Raw genomic sequence first — 18,536 nt, 5'->3', positions numbered from 1 at the left:
TCCCTCGGGTCGGGGTCAGTCGTCCTGGCCGGCCGCGACGTCCCGGCCGTCCTTGTCGACGAAGCGGAGCCGCGCCGCGGTGGTGAACTGCTCGCGCTTCATCGCGGCCTTGGTGAAGTTGGAGGTGTCGATGCTGCCGCCGCCCAGTTCCTGGCGCGCCTCGTTGTAGCGGTTGAGGACGGGCAGCAGGGGGAAGGCGTCGGCCGCGACGGGCTCGCGGATGGCGGAGACCGTGATCAGGCCGGTGTCCTCGTCGTAGTCGAGCAGCGCCGACCACTGGATGCCGGGGAGCATCGTCCCGGTGGACAGGTCGCGGCTGTGCCGCCCGTAGCGCAGGGAGACGGGCATCGACCAGTACTTGATCTCGATGGCGGGGCCGGCGTTCAGGAGGTACGGCGCGCGGTTGAGGCCGCTCGCGCCGCGGCCGGTCGGCGGGTCGAGGTCCCGCCGGGACGCGGGCGTGAGGTTGTTGTCGAGGAGGTACGACTTGAGCCGCCACAGCGTGTCGCGGGCGGCTTCGGCGTCCAGGTCCGCGGCGTCGTAGCCGGAGATCACGTACACCTCGACGTCCGTGCTGGTCGGGAAGGTGCGGACGACCACGGTGTCCCCGAGGTCCTCCGGGTCGGGCAGGCCGAGCAGCACGTAGTCGCCGATGACCTGCGCGGTGACCTTCGACTCGTCCAGGCCGGCCAGCCAGGCCGTGGTCTGTCCCGTCAGGGGCTCGGTCTCCAGGCGGGTCAGCGCGGCGCGGTACCCCTCGAGGAGGGCCTCGTCGCCGCTGCGCGTGAAGACCAGGACCGGGGCGAGGCCCTTGAGGGCGTCGTCGACCTGTTCCTTGGTGACCATCCCGACGGAGACCTCCGCGGCCAGGGACGCGACGAGGGACTGGCCTGTGCCGATGACCGACGGGCAGAAGAGCGATCCGTTGGTGAGCGGCTGCTGGTAGAAGCGCACGTTCGAATTGAGGGGCGTGATGGTGGTGTCCGTCAGCATCGCGTTGTACGGGTAGTACGGCATGAAGATGTTGCGCGCCCCGGCGTCCGACGGGCCCATGAAGTCGAGCGTCTCGAAGCGCTTGCCGGCCATGTACGGCTGGCGCTCGGCGAACCGCCCGCCGAACTCCTTCGGCGGGATCGGGACACCCAGGAACTCGATCGCCGTGAACTGCATGTAGCCGATGTGCTGGACGCTGCGGTCGCCCGGGCTGCCCGGGAGGCCGTGCGCCCCTTTCGCCAACTCGGTCCGGGCCTTGGTGTCGAGCGTCGGGTCGTAGTAGGCCCGGACCACCACCGGATCGGCGAACCGGTCGTCCACTCCGAACCAGTGCGCGCCGACCTGCTTGTACCAGCGGCCGAGCGGCGCCAAGGCGGTCGAACCGCGGGCGGTGCCCGCGAGCATGTACTGCCCGTCCACCTGCGTGTCGGACACGGTGACTGCCATCGTTCCCCCCTATGGCGCGTGCCGTGTGGCACGCGCCGCGTGTCCCACTAGTGCGTGTCCTCGTGCTCCCAGGGCCCCATCGGGTACGTGCTCCCGGACGCGTTGACGTCCCGGGCGTCGAGGTCGCGCAGCGCGTTGCGGTTCGAGAAGCGCGCGGTCTGCTTTCCGGTGCCGTACACCTGCACCCGCAGCTTCGTCCCGGACTCGATCGCGTCCTGGCAGGCGGTCACGGTCCCGTCGACGGGGCGGACCACGATGTCGCCGATGATCTTGCCGTCGTAGAGGTCCGTGTCGAACTCCCCGCCGTGGTAGGTCTCCGCGCACTCGGTGACATAGACCTGCGCCACGGTGTTGTCCACCATCGTCGTGCCGTCGCGCAGCTGCCACTTGGCGGTGTGGCTCGCGGTGGCCCGGTTGATCGTCTCCTTCGTGGGGTGGCCGTGCGGCCGGGACTTCACGCCGGAGTTGACGATGAACAGCAGCGGGCGCAGTGTCCCGAACAGGTGGATGTCGCAACTCGACGAGCTCGCGTGGTGGTTGGCCTTCATCACCGTGGCGTAGCCGTTGTGGAGGAAGATCGGCTCGCCCGGCGGATAGATGAGGCGCTTGGGGGCCTTGGGGGCCTTGGGGTCCGTCGGGGTGACCGTGTCGGGGACGAGCTTGGTCTTCGGGAAGGACGCTTCGAGCGCTTCGCCGAGGTCCGTTTCCACATTCGCGTGCTGCGAGTAGCTCTTCTTCTTCGACGTGTCCACGGCGCAGTCGAGGAAGTTTCCGCCCGCCGCGCCGCCGTTGCCGGCGATGTCGCCGCCGAGGAAGTAGCGGAACGAGCCGTATTGCAGGACGCCCACGATCGACCGGTCGTTCTGGTCGACCTTGGTCTTCCCGCCCTTCTTGCGTTTCTTCCCCTTGGTGGATGTGGATGTCTGCGCGCCGACCGTCGCTATTTCCTTGATCGTGCCCGTCTGCGCGTTGTGGACGCCCTGACCCGAGGCGATCAGCGTCAGGTCCACCGAAATTCCGTTGATCTTCCCGAGGTTGATCTTCGTCGGATTGCGGGAGTCGGCGCGCCCGCCCTTGAGCACGTGCACCAGCTTGGTGCCCGGCTTGGCGGTCGTGGCCTTGTCGATGTCCTCCACCAGCAGTTTCCAGGTCTTGGACGTCGGGTCGGTGTCTTTGTGCGGCAGCTCCTTGTAGAGCACGGCGGGCCGCATGTAGTCGACGTAGGTGACCTTCCGGCCCTTCGCCGGGTCGACCCGCTGCTTGAAGATGCTGCGTATGCCGGCCATGTGGTCCTGGTGCGGATGGCTGATCAGGACCTCCAGCAGGGGCTGGTAGCCGAACCCGGCCACCACCCCGTGCTGCTTCAGGTAGCCGACGACGTCGCCGCCGAACTGTGTGTCGCCGGCGTCGATGAGCAGGGCCTTCTTCACGGTCCCGGACATGTCGCGCTTCAGGCGGATCGCCTCGGGCACGTAGTCGATCGGATCGTCCGGGACGGAGCCCGGTGGCAGGAGCTTCTCCACCTCGTCCAGATCACGAATGACGATCAGGACCGAGTCGCCCTGGCTCACGTTGATGTGATGGATCTCCAGGCTTGCGCTGTCGGGCATGGTTGTCCCCCCGGACGTCGTTGCTCGACTTCCCCCCAGGCGGCGTCTGCCGCGAATTCCCCCAGGCGGACCATAGACCCGAGCAAATACCGAACACCAGACCCGAGTTCCTGGGAAACAGCTGATCCGGCACGGCGCTTTGCGACGCCGTACGGGCAGATCTCCCCGCCGCTGTTTGGCTGGTTTCGGCCCTTCGTCGGACGCCGCGCGGTGCGCCTTCCGGGGACCCGCCGTAAGGCACGTGAAGATGGCCGAATTCGAATGCCGGAAAAGACGACGCAAGGCGAACGAAAAGGATCTCGATATGCCCGTGCCCGACGACGACGTGCCGGTGCTGATCGTCGGCGGTGGGCCCGTCGGGCTCACCGCCCGCGCGCTGCTGAGGCGCTGGGGCGTGCGGACGGTCCTGGTCGAGAAGCACCGGGAGCTGTCGCCGTTCCCGCGCTCGCGGCTGGTCAACGTGCGTTCGATGGAGGTCTTCCGGCACCTCGGGCTCGGCGCCGTGGTCGCGGACGCCGCGTTCGCCCCCGAGTACGGCCGGATCCGCTTCCGCGACACGCTGCACGACCGGGACTTCGCCACCGCGGCGATGGTCGGGGTCCACGACCCGGTCCCCGAGAGCCCGGTGACCGGCGTCGTCACCTCACAGGACCGGCTGGAGCCCATGCTGCTCGCCGCGTCGGACGCGCCGCTGCGGTTCGGGGTCGAGCTGGTCGGCCTCGCCGAGGACGCCGACGGGGTCGTGGCACGGCTGGTCGACCGCGACAGCGGGGCGGAGACGCAGGTCCGCGCCCGGTACGTGCTGGCCGCCGACGGCGCGCACTCGACGGTCCGCGACCTGCTCGGGATCGGCGTCACCGGGCCGGGAGAGCTGGGCGGTTTCACGACCGTCGTGTTCGACGCCGACCTCGACGGCCGGCGCGGCCGGGAGCCCGCGGGCGTGTACCTGACCGCGCACGGAACCCTCATGCCGCTCTACCCCGAGGGCGGCTGGGCCTGGCTGGGCCCCACACCCGAGGACGCCGCCACGCGCGACGGCTGGGACGACCTCGTCTCGCGCGCGCTCGGCCGCCCGTTCGCGGACGTCGGCGCCGACGTGCTGCGGGTCCAGCACTGGGTGATGAACGCGTTCGTCGCGGACCGGTTCCGCGGCGGCCGGGTCCTGCTGGCCGGGGACGCCGCGCACGCGGTCCCGATCATCGGCGGCCTCGGGATGAACGCGGGCGTCGCCGACGTGCACAACCTGTGCTGGAAGCTCGCGGGCGTCCTGCACGGGTGGGCCGGGCCGCGTCTTCTGGACACGTACGAGCCGGAGCGGATGCCGGTCGCCCTCGAGACGCTCCGGCAGACGGTGGCCAACACGAAGCTGGTGGTGGAGGTCCAGACGCGGCGCCGCGAGCAGTTGGAGGCCGACGGCGGCGCCGACGCCCCGATCGACCTCCCGTGGACGGAACGCTACTTCGCCCAGCTGGGCCTGGTGCTCGGGGTGGCGTACGACTCCGACGCGGTCCTCGCCGACGGCGGCGCGGCCGCGCCCGAGCGGTCCGGCGACGGCACCGACTACATCCCGGTCCCCGAGCCGGGGCACCGCATGCCGCACGCGTGGCTCACCGGGTACCGCTCCACCCTCGACGCGTGCGGCGAGTGGTTCACCGTGCTCACCCCCGATCCCAAGCGCTGGGAACCGCGGTCGGGCGGGCCGTGGCCGCTCCGCCTCGAGCGCCTCCCGGAGGAGCACATGGCGCTGTGCCGCCTCGGCTGGACGGGGGCCCTCCTCGTCCGCCCGGACGGCCACATCGCCGCGCGCTGGACCGACCGTCCGGCTGACGACGGCGTGCTCGAACACGCCCTGGCGGCGGTCACGGGCGTGCCCGTCGGCTGAGTCCGCCGGATTCCCGGCGTTGTCTCACGAAATTCTCATGCGGCTCGTACGGTCCTCAGAGGTTGGCTTGCCAGGCTGACAGCTCATCCAGAGCTTTCGTCCGACCTGGACAACCGAGAGGGGGCCGAGCCGTGGCCACGACCGCGTACGGGCACCGGACCACCACGGTCCCGACCCCGCCCGCCCGCATACCCGCGCGCCTGGTGGTCGGCGCCTCGCAGGCCGCGATCTGGGCCGGCGCCGGGGCGGTGGTCGCGCTGTGGTGGCGCGACACGGCCGCGGTGGTCGGGCCGGCCGGGTGGCTGACCGGGGCGGGCCGCATCACCGGGCTGCTGGCGGGATACGCGTGCGCGGTGCTGCTGGCGCTGATGGCCCGGGTGCCCGTGCTCGACCGGCACGTCGGGTCCGACCGGCTGGCCCGCTGGCACGCGGTCGGCGGCCGGTACACGATCTCGCTCGCGGCCGCGCACGTCGCGCTGGTCATCGCGGGCTACTCGCTGACCGACCACACGGGGGTGGTCGACGAGACCGGGGACCTGGTCTTCCACTACCCCGACCTGCTCAAGGGCACGGTCGGGTTCCTCCTCCTGGTCGGCACCGCGGTCGTCTCCGCGCGCGCGGCCCGGGCCAGGATGCCGTACGAGGTCTGGCACGTCCTGCACTTCGCCACCTATCTCGCGGTCTTCCTGGCGTTCTTCCACCAGCTGTCCAACGGCGCGGACTTCGTCGGGAACGAGGCGGCCACGTTCGCCTGGTACGCGCTGTACGTGGGCGTCGCGCTGCTGCTGGTCTGGTACCGGTTCACGGTGCCCGTACGCCGCGCGCTCCGCCACCGGCTGCGCGTGGCCGGGGTGCGTGCCGAGGCGCCGGGGGTGGTGTCGGTGTACGTCACGGGTCGGCACATGGAGGAACTCCAGGCGCTGCCGGGGCAGTTCTTCCGCTGGCGGTTCCTGGCGCCCGGGCTGTGGTGGGCGGCCAACCCGTACTCGCTCTCGGCGCCCGCGCATCCGCAGGGGCTGCGCATCACGGTCAAGGCGGCCGGCGGGCACAGTGCGGCGCTGGCGCGGCTCGCGCCGGGCACCCGGGTGTGGGCGGAGGGGCCGTACGGCGCGCTGACGCCGAGCCGGCAGACCCGCGACAAGGTGCTGCTGATCGCGGGCGGCGTCGGTATCACGCCGCTGCGCGCGCTGTTCGAGACGCTGCCGGGCCGGGTCACCCTGGTCTACCGGGCGCGGCGCGTCGAGGACCTGGCGCTGCGCGGGGAGCTGGACGCGATCGCGGCGGCGCGGGGCACGGCCGTGCGCTACGTGCTCGACGCCGACGTGCGCGCGGACCCGTTCTCGCCGTCCGAGCTGCTGCGGCTCGTGCCGGACGCGGCGGAGCACGACGTGTACGTGTGCGGGCCGCCCGGGATGACGGCCGCCGCCGTCGAGGGGCTGCGCGCGTGCGGGGTGCCGGGGCACCGCATCCACCACGAGTCCTTCGCGTTCTGACGGGCGCCTGTCCTCCGCACCCGACGACCTCACGGGTCTCACGGATCTCACGAAAGGAGCCGCTCCATGAGCCGAGCCGCACTGGGCACCGCCTCGCTGGTGGCGGCCGTCGTCCTGCTGCTGGCGCTGAAGCCGCACCATGCCGCGGTCCCGACCGCCGCGCCGGCCGCGCCGCGCGCCGACGCCGGTACCACGTCGGGTGCGGGGGCCGGCGGGACCGGCGGGACCGGCGCGTCGACGTCCGGCACGTTCACCGGCGACGCCGTCAGCACCCGCTACGGCGCGGTGCAGGTCGCCGTGACGCTCGACCAGGGGAAGATCACCGGCGTCACGGTGCTCCAGTCCCCCACCGCCGACCGGCGCGACCGCGAGATCTCCAGCCGTGCGCTGCCCCGCCTCACCCAGGAGGCGATCAGCGCGCAGAACGCGGAGATCGACGCCGTCTCGGGCGCGACGTACACCAGCGAGGGCTATATCCAGTCCCTCCAGAGCGCATTGGACCAGGCCGGTGGCTGACGACGCCGGGCGCGGGCTGCGCCATGTCGAGCACGTGATGGGCACGGTGTTCTCGTTCGACGTCCGCGACCGTGCGACCGACCGGATCCGGGCGGCCGTGCGCGAGGGCGTCGCGTGGCTGCACCACGTCGACGCGGAGTTCTCCACGTACCGCGCGGACAGCCGGGTCAGCCGCATCCGGCGCGGCGAGCTGGCCGTGGCGGACGCCGGTCCCGAGGTCGCCGAAGTCCTGGGGCTGTGCGCCGATGTCGCGGAGGTGAGCGGTGGCTGTTTCAGCCTCACCTATGCGGGTGCGCTGGACCCGACGGCGCTGGTGAAGGGCTGGGCGATCGAACACGCGTCCCGTCTGCTCGCGGATGCGGGCGCCACGAACACCTGTGTGAACGGCGGCGGCGACCTGCGCGCCCGCGGTGAGTCGGCGCCCGGCCGACCGTGGCGCGTCGGCATCGCCGACCCGCTCCGCGCCGGTCGTCTCGCGACCGTCGCCGTCGGCGGCGACTTCGCGGTCGGCACCTCCGGCACCGCCGAGCGCGGCCACCACATCGTCGACCCGCGCACCGGCCGGCCCGCCCTCGACCTCGCGTCGCTGACCGTCACGGGGCCGAGCCTCACGCTCGCCGACGCGTACGCGACCGCCGCCTTCGTGATGGGCCCCGCCGCCCGCGGATGGATCGAAACCCTGGACGGCTTCGAGGCGTTCGCGGTCCTGCCGGGCGGACGGACCTGGGAGACGACTGGGTTCTCAAGGGCCGCCGGCACCGCCCGCGTAGGCAGGAAAGCGCCTTGACGCTAGGGGATCCGGCCGCTCCGGGCTTGGAAGTATTTGACCTCGGCGGCTCGGCCTCGGGGCAGGAAAGCTGATCCCGGCGTGCCTTGACCATCGCCACCGCCTGGGGTGTGATCGTCGCGAATCCGACGCGGCACACGTCCTCCCGAAGCCCGGCAGCACCGCTGCCCGGCGGCCTCGGGCTGCCTGCCGCGTCCCATCGTCCTTCGATCGGGGGATCAGCGTGACCGAGCTCCACCCTTCCCGGCGCGGCGTCCTGAAGGCCTTCGGCGGCACCGCGGCCGCGCTCGCCCTCGGGGGCGCGGGCGTCGTCGCGGCGGCCTCGTCCGCGAGCGCGGTCGGCGACGGCTTCGGGCTGCAGATCATCGACAGCAACGAGAGCGACCCGCGGCTGAAGTACTACCGGTTCAAGACCGCCGAGATCGGCTGGCCGACCGGCCCCGGCGTCAACGTGGTGGTGCCCGCGGACTACGCGACCAGCGGCAAGCGGTACCCCGTCCTGTACCTGCTGCACGGCGGCGGCGAGGGCAACGACTTCCGGTGGTGGGACACCTTCGCGGACATCCGCACGTTGTCGGCGGGCAGGGATCTGATCATCGTCATGCCCGACGGCGGGTACGCCGGCTGGTACTGCAACCCGGTCAGCTCGTTCATCGGGCCGCGGAACTGGGAGTCGTTCCACATGAACCAGCTGGTTCCGTGGATCGACGCGAACTTCCGCACCCACGCCGAGTTCGCCGGGCGCGCCGTGGCCGGGTTCTCCATGGGCGGCTTCGGGGCGCTGAAGTACACCGCCAAGTACTACGGCCACTTCTCCTCGGTCAGCGCCTACTCCGGGCCGGCCGACATGCGCGGCTACAACGGGCTGCTCACCCACTGGGCGAACTTCTCGTCGATGCACGACCTCGCGGGCGGGATGGTGTACGGAGCGCCCTGGGCCGAGGCCCGCGTCAGCGCAGACAACCCCATGGAGAACATCGAGCGCTACCGCGGCAAGCGCATCTTCCTCAGTGCCGGGGACAGCACCCAGGTGACGGTGACGCTCCCGTTCTTCAACGAGATCACCGAGGCCAAGGTCCTGCAGAGCCAGAAGGACTTCGGCGCGAAGCTCGACCAGGCCGGCATCCCCTACGAGCTGAAGCCGATGATCGGCGAGGGCCACGCCATCCACACCTGGATCGTCGCCGCCGACATCGAGGCCATCGTCGCCCATCTGCGGCCGGCGGAGTAGCCGGCCGACGTACCTGCACCGCCGCGGCCGCTGCGCGATGATGTGCTGCAACACGCGGGAAAGGCGGTCGTCCATGGGTACGGAGATCGAACGCAAGTTCCTCGTCGACGGCGAACCGCCGTTGCCCGCCGAGGGGAAGGCGGTCCGGCAGGGCTACATCGCGCCGGGCGACCCCGAGGTGCGCGTGCGCGGCATGGGCGGCACCCACACCATCTGTGTGAAGACCGGGTCGGGACTGGTCCGCGGAGAGACCGAAGTGGAGATCTCCGCGGACCAGTTCGCCGCGTTGTGGCCGACGACCGAGGGTGCGCGGGTCGAGAAGACACGGTTCAAGGTCGACGTCGGGGGCGTCACCGCCGAGGTGGACGTGTACGAGGGCGCGCTGGCGGGTCTGAGGACGGTCGAGGTCGAGTTCGCGTCCCTCGGCGAGGCCGACGCCTTCTCCCCGCCCGCGTGGTTCGGGCGCGAGGTGACCGGCGTCGACGCGTACGGCAACCGCAATCTCGCACGACACGGGGTCCCGGCCGAGTAGGGCTTCAACGGAATCCCGCCGGAGCAGGGCTTCACCCGACCGGCCCGGTGCGTCACCCCGGACGGCGGGCGCTCGACACCGATGATCGTCACGGAGCGACCGCCGTGGCGCCATCGGAGGAGACCACCCCATGCGAGCACCGTCCACGATGCGCCGCGCCCTCGCGGCCGGGGCCCTCGCCCTGGCGGCTCTCCTGCCCACCGCCCTCCCGACGCAGGCCGGCGCCGCGCCCCGCGGCCTCGCCGACCGATTGGATGCGGCCGTTCGGCAGACCATGGCCGAGGCCGGGATCCCCGGCGTCGTCGTCGGGCTGTGGCGGCCCGGGCACCGTGACTACGTACGCTCCTTCGGCGTCGCCGACACGGCCACCGGCCTGCCGGTCGACGAGGACATGTACTTCCGGATCGGCAGCGAAACGAAAACCTTCACCGTCACCGCGCTGCTGGAACTCGTCGACGACTGCGTGATCGGCCTCGACGATCCCATCTCCAAATACATCGACGGCGTTCGCGACGGCGAGCACATCACCCTGCGCCAACTCGCCGAAATGCGCAGCGGCCTCTTCTCGTACACGAGCGACGCCGACCTCCTCAAGGCCTATCTCAGCGCCCCCGAACGGCAGTGGGCGCCGGAGCAACTCCTCCCCTACGGGATGAAGCACGACAACCTCTTCCCGCCCGGCACGGAGTTCGACTACTCCAACTCCAACCTGCTGCTGCTCGGCCTGGTGATCGAGAAGGTCACCGGCCGCGACCTGGCGTCCGTCATCCACGACCGCGTCCTGCGCCCGAGCCGTCTCCACCGGACCCTGTTCCCGTCCGGCGCCGAGTTCCCGACCCCGCACCCGCACGGCTACAGCAACCAGACCCTGACCGGCGAGACCGCCGACACCACGAACTGGAACCCCAGCTGGGCGTGGTCCGCCGGCGCGATGATCTCCACGCTGCACGACCTGCGGGTCTGGGCCGAGGACCTCGCCACCGGCACCCTGCTGAGCGCACGGACCCAGGCCCAGCGGCTGAACGGACTGCCCACCGGCATCCCGGACACCACCTACGGCCTCGGCATCTTCAACACCCACGGCTGGATCGGCCACGACGGCTCGATCCCCGGCTACGAGAGCGTCGCCGTCTACCTGCCGGACGAGGACGCGACCCTGGTCGTCCTGCTGAACACCGACTCCCAGCACGGCGGCAAGGCACCCAGCAGCCTCCTGGCCAAGGCGATCACCACCCTGGCCACCCCGAACCACATCTACGGCGGCTGACCGGGACCGGCGCTCACCACAGCAACTTGACGACGAGCACGCCGATCGCGACCACGGCGGCCCAGTACAACGCGGACAGCAGCGCGAGCCCCAGAAACACGGGCGCGTTGTGGAGCAGGTCCCGCCGCGACAGGCCAAACCTCGGCCACTGGCCCTTTTTGCTGCGGAATCCGCGTTTCAGGTCGCCCATGGGGCCCGGCGACGCATGGGCGTAGCCAAACGCGTCTCCCCCTCCTGACGTCCCTCCCCCTCCTGACGGACGGCCCATGTACGGGGGCGGCGGCCACGGGGGCGGCGGCCATGGCGGCGGTTGCTCGTTCGGACCAGAGGACATAGATGCCTCGCACGCGATTCAGATGCGCCGTAGGAACCGGTCCGTCCCAGAATGACACCGCCGATTCAGACGGGCCCAGCGCGGCCTGGTAACGCTTTGCCCTACGCGGCCGAGGCGTCGGGGGTCGGGACCGGGCGGCGGAGGAGGTAGATGCCTGCGGTTGTGACGAGGAGGGCCATGCAGGCGATGAAGACGAGGCCTGCGCCTTCCAGGCCGATGGGGCTTACCAGGAGGCCTACGCCGATGACCGGGATCGAGATTCCGGTGTAGGCGACGACGAAGAGGGCTGAGATCACGGCGGCGCGGCGGTCTGGGGTGGTGGCGTCGGCTACGGCGGACATGGCTCCGCGGAAGGAGAGGCCTTGGCCGCCGCCGCCGATCAGGGCGCTCAGGATGATCAGCGGAAGGAGGTCCCAGGCCAACGCGCCTGCCAGCAGGGCGAGTCCCGCGAGGAGTGCGGCGCAGCCCACGGGGAGGGACAGGACGACGCCGACGCGGCCGACGGCCCATTGGCCGGCGGTCGAGGCGAAGAACGCGAGGGCGACGACCAGGCCGGTGACCGCGTGGTTGTGGACGTCGAGGGACTCGGCGAGGAAGGCCGGGCTGACGGATGTGAACACGCCGAACAGGGCGAAGCCCACGAAGGAGGCGATCGCTGCCGGGGCGAACACCGGTCGTACCGATGGGGGTAGGGCGGGCCGTTGCGGGCGGACGGTGCGCAGCGGCTGCCGGTCGCGTACGGTCTCGGGCAGCCAGAGCAGGGCGGCCGCCGAGCAGGCCAGCATGCCCAGGTGCACGATGAACGGCAGGTAGAGCGGCCATCGGGCGTACTGCGCGAGCAGTCCGGCCAGCAGCGGGCCGCAGCCGAGGCCGCCCATGTTGGCGGCGGTTGCCACGAAGGTGGCGCGGGAGCCGCCGCCGTGCGGGGCCAGTTCGATCACGTATGCCGTTGCGGCGCCGGTGAACAGCCCTGCGGACAGTCCCGAGAGCAGCCGCCCCGCGTACAGCCAGTCCAGCCCGGTGGCGGCGAGGAAGCAGACCGCGCTCACGGCGGCGAAGCCGAGGCCCGCGAGCAGGACAGGTCGTCGGCCGACGGCGTCCGAGGCGTTGCCGGCGAGCAGCAGCATGCCGATGACTCCGGCGGCGTAGACGGCGTACACGACGGTGACGGTGAGCTCGGAGAAGCCGAACTTCTCCTGGTAGAGCCCGTACAGCGGCGTCGGCAGCGTCGTGCCGATCATGCAGACGGCGAACACCGCCCCGCCGAGCAGACAGGGGGACCAACGTCGCAAATCACCGCGCATGGCGCCGACCGTAATCGCGTGCACGCTCGGCCCCGGCCCGGCACGCCGCCGGGCCGGGAGGGTGCGGGTCCGTCCGGGACGGTCTTCGGCGCCTGGTGCGGGCCCGGCCGGGAACGACAACCGGCCGCGCCCACGGACGCCCGCCCGAGGGGAGGCGCCCGTCGGCGCGAGGGTCAGCCCTTGTCGCGGTTGTCGACGAGGCGGCGCATCTTGCCGACCGAGCGTTCGATGGTGTCGGGGTCCACGACGGCCACCTCGACGTTGACGCCTATCCCGTCCTTGATGCCCTTGGCGATCGCCGCCTCGGCCGCGCCGCGTTCGGCGCCGGAGGCGTCGGGGCGGGCCTCGGCGCGGACGATCAGGTGGTCCATGCGGCCGCGGCGGGTGAGTTCGAGCTGGAAGTGCGCGCTCACGGCCGGGGTGCGCAGCACGATCTCCTCGACCTGGCTCGGGAACAGGTTGACGCCGCGCAGGATGATCATCTCGTCGCAGCGCCCGGTGATCTTCTCGATGCGCCGGAAGGCGGGCCTCGCGGTGCCGGGCAGCAGCCGGGTGAGGTCCCGGGTGCGGTAGCGGACGACGGGCATGGCCTCCTTGCTCAGCGAGGTGAAGACCAGTTCGCCGTTGGTGCCGTCGGCCAGCACCGCGTCGGTGATCGGGTCGACGATCTCGGGCAGGAAGTGGTCCTCCCACACGTGCAGGCCGTCCTTGGTGTCGACGCACTCGCTCGCCACACCAGGGCCGATGACCTCGGAGAGGCCGTAGATGTCGACCGCGTCGATGTCCATGCGCTCTTCGATCTCGCGGCGCATCTCCTCGGTCCACGGCTCGGCGCCGAAGATGCCGACGCGCAGCGACGTGTCGCGCGGGTCGACGCCCTGGCGCTCGAACTCGTCGAGCAGCGTGAGCATGTACGACGGGGTGACCATGATGATCTCCGGACGGAAGTCCTGGATGATCTGCACCTGGCGCGCCGTCATGCCGCCGGACGCGGGGATGACCGTGCAGCCCGCCCGCTCGGCGCCGTAGTGCGCGCCCAGTCCGCCGGTGAACAGGCCGTAGCCGTAGGAGACGTGCACCTTGTCGCCGGGTCGGCCGCCCGCCGCGCGGATGCTGCGCGCGATGACGTCCGCCCACATCGACAGGTCGCCCTCGGTGTAGCCGACGACGGTCGGGACGCCGGTGGTGCCGCTGGACGCGTGCAGGCGGCGGACGTCCGCCATGGGCACGGCGAACATCCCGAACGGGTAGGTCTCCCGCAGGTCGGCCTTGGTGGTGAACGGGTACCGCGCGATGTCGTCGAGCGAGCGGCAGTCCTCGGGGCGGACGCCCGCGTCGTCGAACTTGCGGCGGTACAGCTCGACGTTCTCGTACGCGTGGCGCAGCGTGGCCTGTAGCCGCGTCAGCTGCTCGTGGCGCAGTTCGTCGACGCTGAGGCGCTCGCCGGCGTCCCGCAGGTCCTCGGGCAGCGCCGGACCGAGCCGGCGCTGCTCCGCGGCTGCCGTGAGGTGGGGCGTCATCGGTCCTCCACACGCTTGGTCTGACGGCTGCGGCCGCGGAACTCGGCGACGACCTGGGCACCGCGCCGGACGGTCACGTCGTAGATGCCGCTGCGCCCGAAGACGACGCGTTCCTGCGCGTCCGCGGTCAGCACGTCCCCCTCGCGCACGGCAAGGATAAACGCCACCTCCGCGGCCGCCGCGACGGTCACCGGGCCGTGGCTGTTGCACGCGCAGGCGAAGGCGGTGTCCGCGAGCGCGAACACGAAGCCGCCGTGCGCGATGCCGTGCCCGTTGACCATGTCGGGCCCGACGGCCATCCGCACCTGTGCGGTGCCGGGACCCAGGAGGGTCAGTTCGATGCCCAGGGCTCTGGAGGCGGCGTCCGCCTCGAACATCGCCCGGGCAGGTTCCACCGCGGTGTCTGCGACGCCCGCCACGCGGTCACCCACTCTCTAACCGACCGAACATTCGGTAATTTTGTGCGCCAGTAACCCACCTGACCGAACGCTTGTCAAGAGCCGGCGGCGGGGGGTCGGGACGCCGCGTCGACACGTCGGGGCCGGGTGAACTCCCCTGCTCCAGAGCCCGATTGCGGGCCGGCGGAAGCGAGTCCGGGACAGGCGGTCCGGGGCTCCATTGTTTAGTGACCGAACATTCGGTAATGTTTTTCGCGGGGCGGCCGGCCCGGCCTGCCGCAGGCCGCGGCACGCCCGTTCCGCCGCCGTGCCGCGGGGAGCGCGAGCGCCGCCGGACCGACCCCATCCACCGCAGGAACCGACGCAAGGCGGACGCTCATGCCCAGCCCCGACCCCGGCGACGACCTGGCCGAAGCCCGGCTCCAGGCGCACTTCGACGACACCATCGCCCGGGACCGGCGCATCGAGCCGCGGGACTGGATGCCCGAGGGCTACCGCCGGACTCTGGTCCGGCAGATCGCCCAGCACGCGCACTCCGAGATCATCGGCATGCAGCCGGAAGGCGACTGGATCACCAAGGCGCCCTCCCTGCGCCGCAAGGCGATCCTGCTCGCCAAGGTCCAGGACGAGGCCGGGCACGGGCTGTACCTGTACTCCGCCGCCGAGACCCTGGGCGCGGACCGCGCCGACCTGACCCGGCAGCTGGCCGACGGCCGCCAGAAGTACTCGTCGATCTTCAACTACCCGTCGGAGACCTTCGCGGACGTCGGCGTCATCGGCTGGTTCGTCGACGGCGCGGCGATCTGCAACCAGGTCCCGCTGTGCCGCACGTCCTACGGCCCCTATGCGCGCGCCATGGTGCGGGTCTGCAAGGAGGAGTCGTTCCACCAGCGCCAGGGCTACGAACTGCTGCTGACGATGATGCGCGGCACCGACGCGCAGCGCGCGATGGTGCAGGACGCCGTCGACCGGTGGTGGTGGCCGTCCCTGATGATGTTCGGTCCGCCGGACGACGACTCGCCCAACTCGGCCCGGTCGATGGCGTGGAAGATCAAGCGCCACTCGAACGACGAACTGCGCCAGCGCTTCGTCGACATGACGGTCCCTCAGGCCGACCGGCTGGGCGTCCGGCTGCCCGACCCTGAACTGCGCTGGAACGCCGAGCGCGGCCACCACGACTTCGGCACGCCCGACTTCGCCGAGCTCACGCGCGTGATCCAGGGCGACGGGCCCTGCAACGCCGAACGCGTGCGCCGCCGTCGGGCCGCCCACGAGGAAGGCGCCTGGGTCCGCGAAGCGGCCCGCGCCCACGCGGCGAAGTCCGCCGCACGGCGCGACGGACACGCGCACCACGGCGCGACGGAAGGAGCCGCAGCATGACCGGCGTCGACGCCTCCTGGCCCCTGTACGAGGTGTTCGTACGCGGCAAGCGCGGCCTGAACCACGTCCACGTGGGATCGCTGCGCGCCGCCGACCCGCGGATGGCGCTGGAGAACGCCCGCGACCTGTACACCCGCCGCAACGAGGGCGTCAGCATCTGGGTCGTGCGCTCCGCGGACATCAGCGCCTCCGCGCCGGACGAGAAGGACCCGTTCTTCGCGCCGAGCGGCGACAAGGTTTACCGGCACCCGACGTTCTACGACATCCCCGCGGATGTCCCGCACATCTGAGCCCGGAGACCCGGAGACCTGGGCTGCCGGACGCCTGGAGACGTGGAAACCCGGAAACCCGGAAACCTGGAGAGCACACCGTGGACGACGCACACTCCGCGCCCGCCGGGCCCGACTCGGGCAGTGACGCCCGCTGGGCGTTCGGCACCGGTTTCACCGACCCGCTGCACGGCGTCGACACCGCCCTCGCGGCCGGCACCGACGCCGCCGCCCTGGTCGCCGACTGCCTGGCCCTGGGCGACGACGCCCTCATCAGCGCCCAGCGGCTCGCCCAGTGGTGCACGCGCGCGCCGGAGCTGGAGGTCGAGATGGCCCTGGCCAACATAGGCCTCGACCTCATCGGCCAGGCGCGGCTCCTGTACAGCCGCGCCGGACAGGCCGACGGCACCGGGCGCACCGAGGACGACTACGCGTACGCCCGCGGACCCGCCGATTTCCGCAACGTGCGGCTCACTGAACTCCCCAACGGCGACTACGCGTTCACGATCGCCCGGCTGCTGGTGCTCAGCGCGTGGCGGCTGGCCGTGTCCGAGCGGCTGACGGACGCCGCCGACCCGGTCCTGCGCGCGATCGCCACGAAGGGCGTCGGAGAGCTGACCTACCACCGCGAGTTCGCCGCGGGATGGGCCGTGCGGCTGGGCGACGGCACCGACGTCTCGCACGCCCGCATGCAGCGCGGCTTCGACGACGTACTCCCCTACCTCGGCGAGCTGTTCGAGCCCGGCGCGACCGTCGGTGTCGACGCGCACGCGGTACGGGACGAGGTCGTCGACGTCCTCCACCGTGTCGTGCGGGCCGCCGGCCTCACCCTGGGGACGCCCCCGGCCACCGAGCCGGGGGCGGCGGGACGCGCGGGCCGCCATACCGAGCATCTCGCCCCGCTGTTGCACGAGTTGCAGAGCGTGGCCCGGGCGCTTCCGGGGGCGGTGTGGTGACCGACGCGGACCTCGCCCGGGCGCTGCGCGTCGCGGGCGAGGTCCCCGACCCCGAGCTGCCCGTCCTGACGCTGGCCGAACTCGGTGTGCTGCGCGGTGTCGAGGCGAACGCCGACGGCACGGTCGTGGCGAACCTGGCGCCCACGTACTCGGGTTGCCCGGCCGTCGCGGAGATGCGCGCCGACGTCGCGTGGCGGCTGCGTGAGGCCGGGTTCCCGGGCGCGGACGTGCGCACGGTGCTCGATCCCCCGTGGACCACCGACTGGATCACCGAGGAAGGCCGCCGCAAGCTCGCCGCGTACGGCATCGCGCCACCCGGCCCCGCACCGCACCGCGCCGGACCCGTCCCGCTCGAACTGAGCCCGCGCCGGCCCGCGGTGGCGTGCCCGCTGTGCGGATCGCCGGACACCGAGGAGACCGCCCGGTTCGCCGCGACCGCGTGCCGGGCCCTGCGGCGCTGCCGCGCGTGCCTGGAGCCCTTCGAGCACCTCAAGGAAGTGTGATGACCAACCCCGAGAGCACCGCGGCGCCCGCCGGCCGCGCCCGGCGGGCGCCGCGCTTCCACACCTTGCGCGTGGCGGCGGTGGAGCCGCTGTGCGACGACGCCGCCGCCGTCACGTTCGACGTTCCGCCTTTGCTGGCCGATGAGTTCGCGTTCGCCGCCGGGCAGACGCTGACCCTGCGGCGCGACGTCGACGGCGCGGACGAACGCCGGTCCTACAGCATCTGCGCACCGGTCGGCGGCGCCCCGCGCATCGGCGTACGGATCGTTCCCGGCGGTGTGTTCTCGACGTGGCTGGTGACCGCACTGGCGCCCGGCGACGCGGTCGAGGTGACGGGGCCCACCGGGACGTTCACCCCCGACCCGTCCGTGGCGGGCCACCACGTGCTGGTCGCCGCCGGATCGGGCATCACGCCGATGCTGTCGATCGCCGCGTCGGTGCTGGCGGGAAACCGTGCGTCGCGGGTGACCCTGTTCTACGGCAACCGGCGCGGCGGCAGCGTGATGTTCGCCGACGAACTCGCCGATCTCAAGGACCGGTTCCCGGAGCGCTTCGAGATCGCGCACGTGCTCTCCCGCGAGCCGCGCGAGGCCGAACTGCTGACCGGTCGTCTCGACCCGGCCAAGCTGTCCGAGCTCATCGCCGCGCTCGTCGACGTCGAAGCCGCCGACCACTGGTGGCTGTGCGGCCCGCACGGCATGGTCACCGGCGCGCGCGACGTCCTGCGCGGGCTGGGCGTTCCGGGTGAACGCGTCCACCAGGAGCTGTTCTTCGCCGACGACATCGCCCCGGTGACGCGCGAGGACAGGACCTCTGCTGAGGACGCGGGGCCGACCAGCACCGTGACCGTGATCCTCGACGGCCGCGCCACCACCGCCGACGTACCGCGTTCGCGGACCGTCCTCGACTCGGCGCAACAGGCCCGCCCCGACCTGCCGTTCGCGTGCAAGGGCGGCGTCTGCGGAACCTGCCGCGCCCGCGTCGTCGAAGGAACCGCGCCGATGCGCCGCAACTTCGCCCTCGAACCGGCGGAGGTCGCCGCCGGGTACGTGCTCACCTGCCAGGCCGAGCCCGGCAGCGAAACCGTCGTCGTCGACTTCGACGCCTGAGACGT

General features: G+C 71.8%; 18 protein-coding genes. 12 read left to right on the top strand and 6 right to left on the bottom strand.

Annotated elements, in window-relative coordinates:
* Positions 1-15: 15 nt before the first annotated feature.
* On the bottom strand, positions 16-1,440 hold the full coding sequence (locus QI554_RS01585; protein WP_281464925.1) for a hypothetical protein: 1,425 nt from the start codon (positions 1,438-1,440) through the stop codon (positions 16-18).
* Between the two features lie 47 nt (positions 1,441-1,487).
* A complete protein-coding gene (locus QI554_RS01580) occupies positions 1,488-3,050 on the bottom strand; it encodes a ComEC/Rec2 family competence protein (RefSeq protein WP_281464923.1) in 1,563 nt (520 codons plus the stop codon).
* A 304-nt stretch (positions 3,051-3,354) separates the two neighbouring features.
* On the opposite strand from QI554_RS01580, the gene QI554_RS01575 reads away from it, so the two are divergent.
* The 7 genes from QI554_RS01575 to QI554_RS01545 all read left to right on the top strand — a co-directional run bounded on the left by QI554_RS01575 (position 3,355) and on the right by QI554_RS01545 (position 10,758).
* Positions 3,355-4,932, top strand: coding sequence for an FAD-dependent monooxygenase (locus tag QI554_RS01575; RefSeq protein ID WP_281464921.1), 1,578 nt, complete (start codon positions 3,355-3,357; stop codon positions 4,930-4,932).
* A 131-nt stretch (positions 4,933-5,063) separates the two neighbouring features.
* Positions 5,064-6,425 carry a ferredoxin reductase family protein gene (locus QI554_RS01570; protein WP_425527895.1) on the top strand — a complete coding sequence of 454 codons (1,362 nt, stop codon included), beginning with the start codon at positions 5,064-5,066 and terminating at the stop codon, positions 6,423-6,425.
* A gap of 66 nt (positions 6,426-6,491) precedes the next feature.
* Positions 6,492-6,941 carry an FMN-binding protein gene (locus QI554_RS01565; protein WP_281464920.1) on the top strand — a complete coding sequence of 150 codons (450 nt, stop codon included), beginning with the start codon at positions 6,492-6,494 and terminating at the stop codon, positions 6,939-6,941.
* Positions 6,942-6,978: 37 nt separating this feature from the next.
* Positions 6,979-7,728: an FAD:protein FMN transferase gene (locus tag QI554_RS01560; protein WP_281465171.1), complete on the top strand. Its 750-nt coding sequence runs from the start codon at positions 6,979-6,981 to the stop codon at positions 7,726-7,728.
* A 223-nt stretch (positions 7,729-7,951) separates the two neighbouring features.
* A complete protein-coding gene (locus tag QI554_RS01555; protein WP_281464918.1) occupies positions 7,952-8,959 on the top strand; it encodes an alpha/beta hydrolase in 1,008 nt (335 codons plus the stop codon).
* Between the two features lie 73 nt (positions 8,960-9,032).
* Positions 9,033-9,491 (top strand): CYTH domain-containing protein, encoded by a 459-nt coding sequence (locus QI554_RS01550; protein WP_281464916.1) that lies wholly within the window; start codon positions 9,033-9,035, stop codon positions 9,489-9,491.
* A gap of 130 nt (positions 9,492-9,621) precedes the next feature.
* Positions 9,622-10,758, top strand: coding sequence for a serine hydrolase domain-containing protein (locus tag QI554_RS01545; RefSeq protein ID WP_281464914.1), 1,137 nt, complete (start codon positions 9,622-9,624; stop codon positions 10,756-10,758).
* 13 nt (positions 10,759-10,771) lie between these two features.
* On the opposite strand, the gene QI554_RS01540 is transcribed toward QI554_RS01545, so the two are convergent.
* From QI554_RS01540 to paaI, 4 genes are all read right to left on the bottom strand, one after another.
* The gene (locus tag QI554_RS01540) at positions 10,772-10,948 is read right to left on the bottom strand and encodes a hypothetical protein (RefSeq protein WP_281464911.1); all 177 of its coding nucleotides are present in this window, start codon (positions 10,946-10,948) and stop codon (positions 10,772-10,774) included.
* 245 nt (positions 10,949-11,193) lie between these two features.
* The gene (locus QI554_RS01535; RefSeq protein WP_281464909.1) at positions 11,194-12,396 is read right to left on the bottom strand and encodes an MFS transporter; all 1,203 of its coding nucleotides are present in this window, start codon (positions 12,394-12,396) and stop codon (positions 11,194-11,196) included.
* Positions 12,397-12,569: 173 nt separating this feature from the next.
* Positions 12,570-13,916 (bottom strand): phenylacetate--CoA ligase PaaK, encoded by a 1,347-nt coding sequence (gene paaK / locus QI554_RS01530; RefSeq protein WP_281464907.1) that lies wholly within the window; start codon positions 13,914-13,916, stop codon positions 12,570-12,572.
* Positions 13,913-14,293: a hydroxyphenylacetyl-CoA thioesterase PaaI gene (gene paaI / locus QI554_RS01525; RefSeq protein ID WP_281465169.1), complete on the bottom strand. Its 381-nt coding sequence runs from the start codon at positions 14,291-14,293 to the stop codon at positions 13,913-13,915. The genes paaK and paaI overlap by 4 nt, the downstream gene beginning before the upstream one ends.
* A 399-nt stretch (positions 14,294-14,692) precedes the next feature.
* On the opposite strand from paaI, the gene paaA reads away from it, so the two are divergent.
* The 5 genes from paaA (at position 14,693) to paaE (ending at position 18,531) form a co-directional block, all read left to right on the top strand.
* Positions 14,693-15,694, top strand: coding sequence for a 1,2-phenylacetyl-CoA epoxidase subunit PaaA (paaA, locus tag QI554_RS01520; protein WP_281464905.1), 1,002 nt, complete (start codon positions 14,693-14,695; stop codon positions 15,692-15,694).
* Positions 15,691-15,984: a 1,2-phenylacetyl-CoA epoxidase subunit PaaB gene (paaB, locus tag QI554_RS01515; protein WP_281464903.1), complete on the top strand. Its 294-nt coding sequence runs from the start codon at positions 15,691-15,693 to the stop codon at positions 15,982-15,984. Before paaA ends, paaB begins: the two co-directional genes overlap by 4 nt.
* An 80-nt stretch (positions 15,985-16,064) precedes the next feature.
* Positions 16,065-16,919, top strand: coding sequence for a 1,2-phenylacetyl-CoA epoxidase subunit PaaC (gene paaC, locus QI554_RS01510; protein WP_281464901.1), 855 nt, complete (start codon positions 16,065-16,067; stop codon positions 16,917-16,919).
* Complete coding sequence (gene paaD, locus QI554_RS01505; RefSeq protein ID WP_281464900.1) at positions 16,913-17,422, top strand: 1,2-phenylacetyl-CoA epoxidase subunit PaaD; 510 nt, start codon at positions 16,913-16,915, stop codon at positions 17,420-17,422. The genes paaC and paaD overlap by 7 nt, the downstream gene beginning before the upstream one ends.
* Entirely contained in the window at positions 17,422-18,531 is a 1,110-nt protein-coding gene (gene paaE / locus QI554_RS01500; protein ID WP_281464898.1) for a 1,2-phenylacetyl-CoA epoxidase subunit PaaE, read from the top strand. Before paaD ends, paaE begins: the two co-directional genes overlap by 1 nt.
* Positions 18,532-18,536: the final 5 nt, after the last annotated feature.

This window comes from Yinghuangia seranimata (assembly GCF_029953285.1).
GTDB classification, from domain to species: Bacteria; Actinomycetota; Actinomycetes; order Streptomycetales; family Streptomycetaceae; genus Yinghuangia; species Yinghuangia seranimata.
Note: the sequence above shows the minus strand (reverse complement) of the source record. Positions and strands in the feature narration are given on the sequence as shown.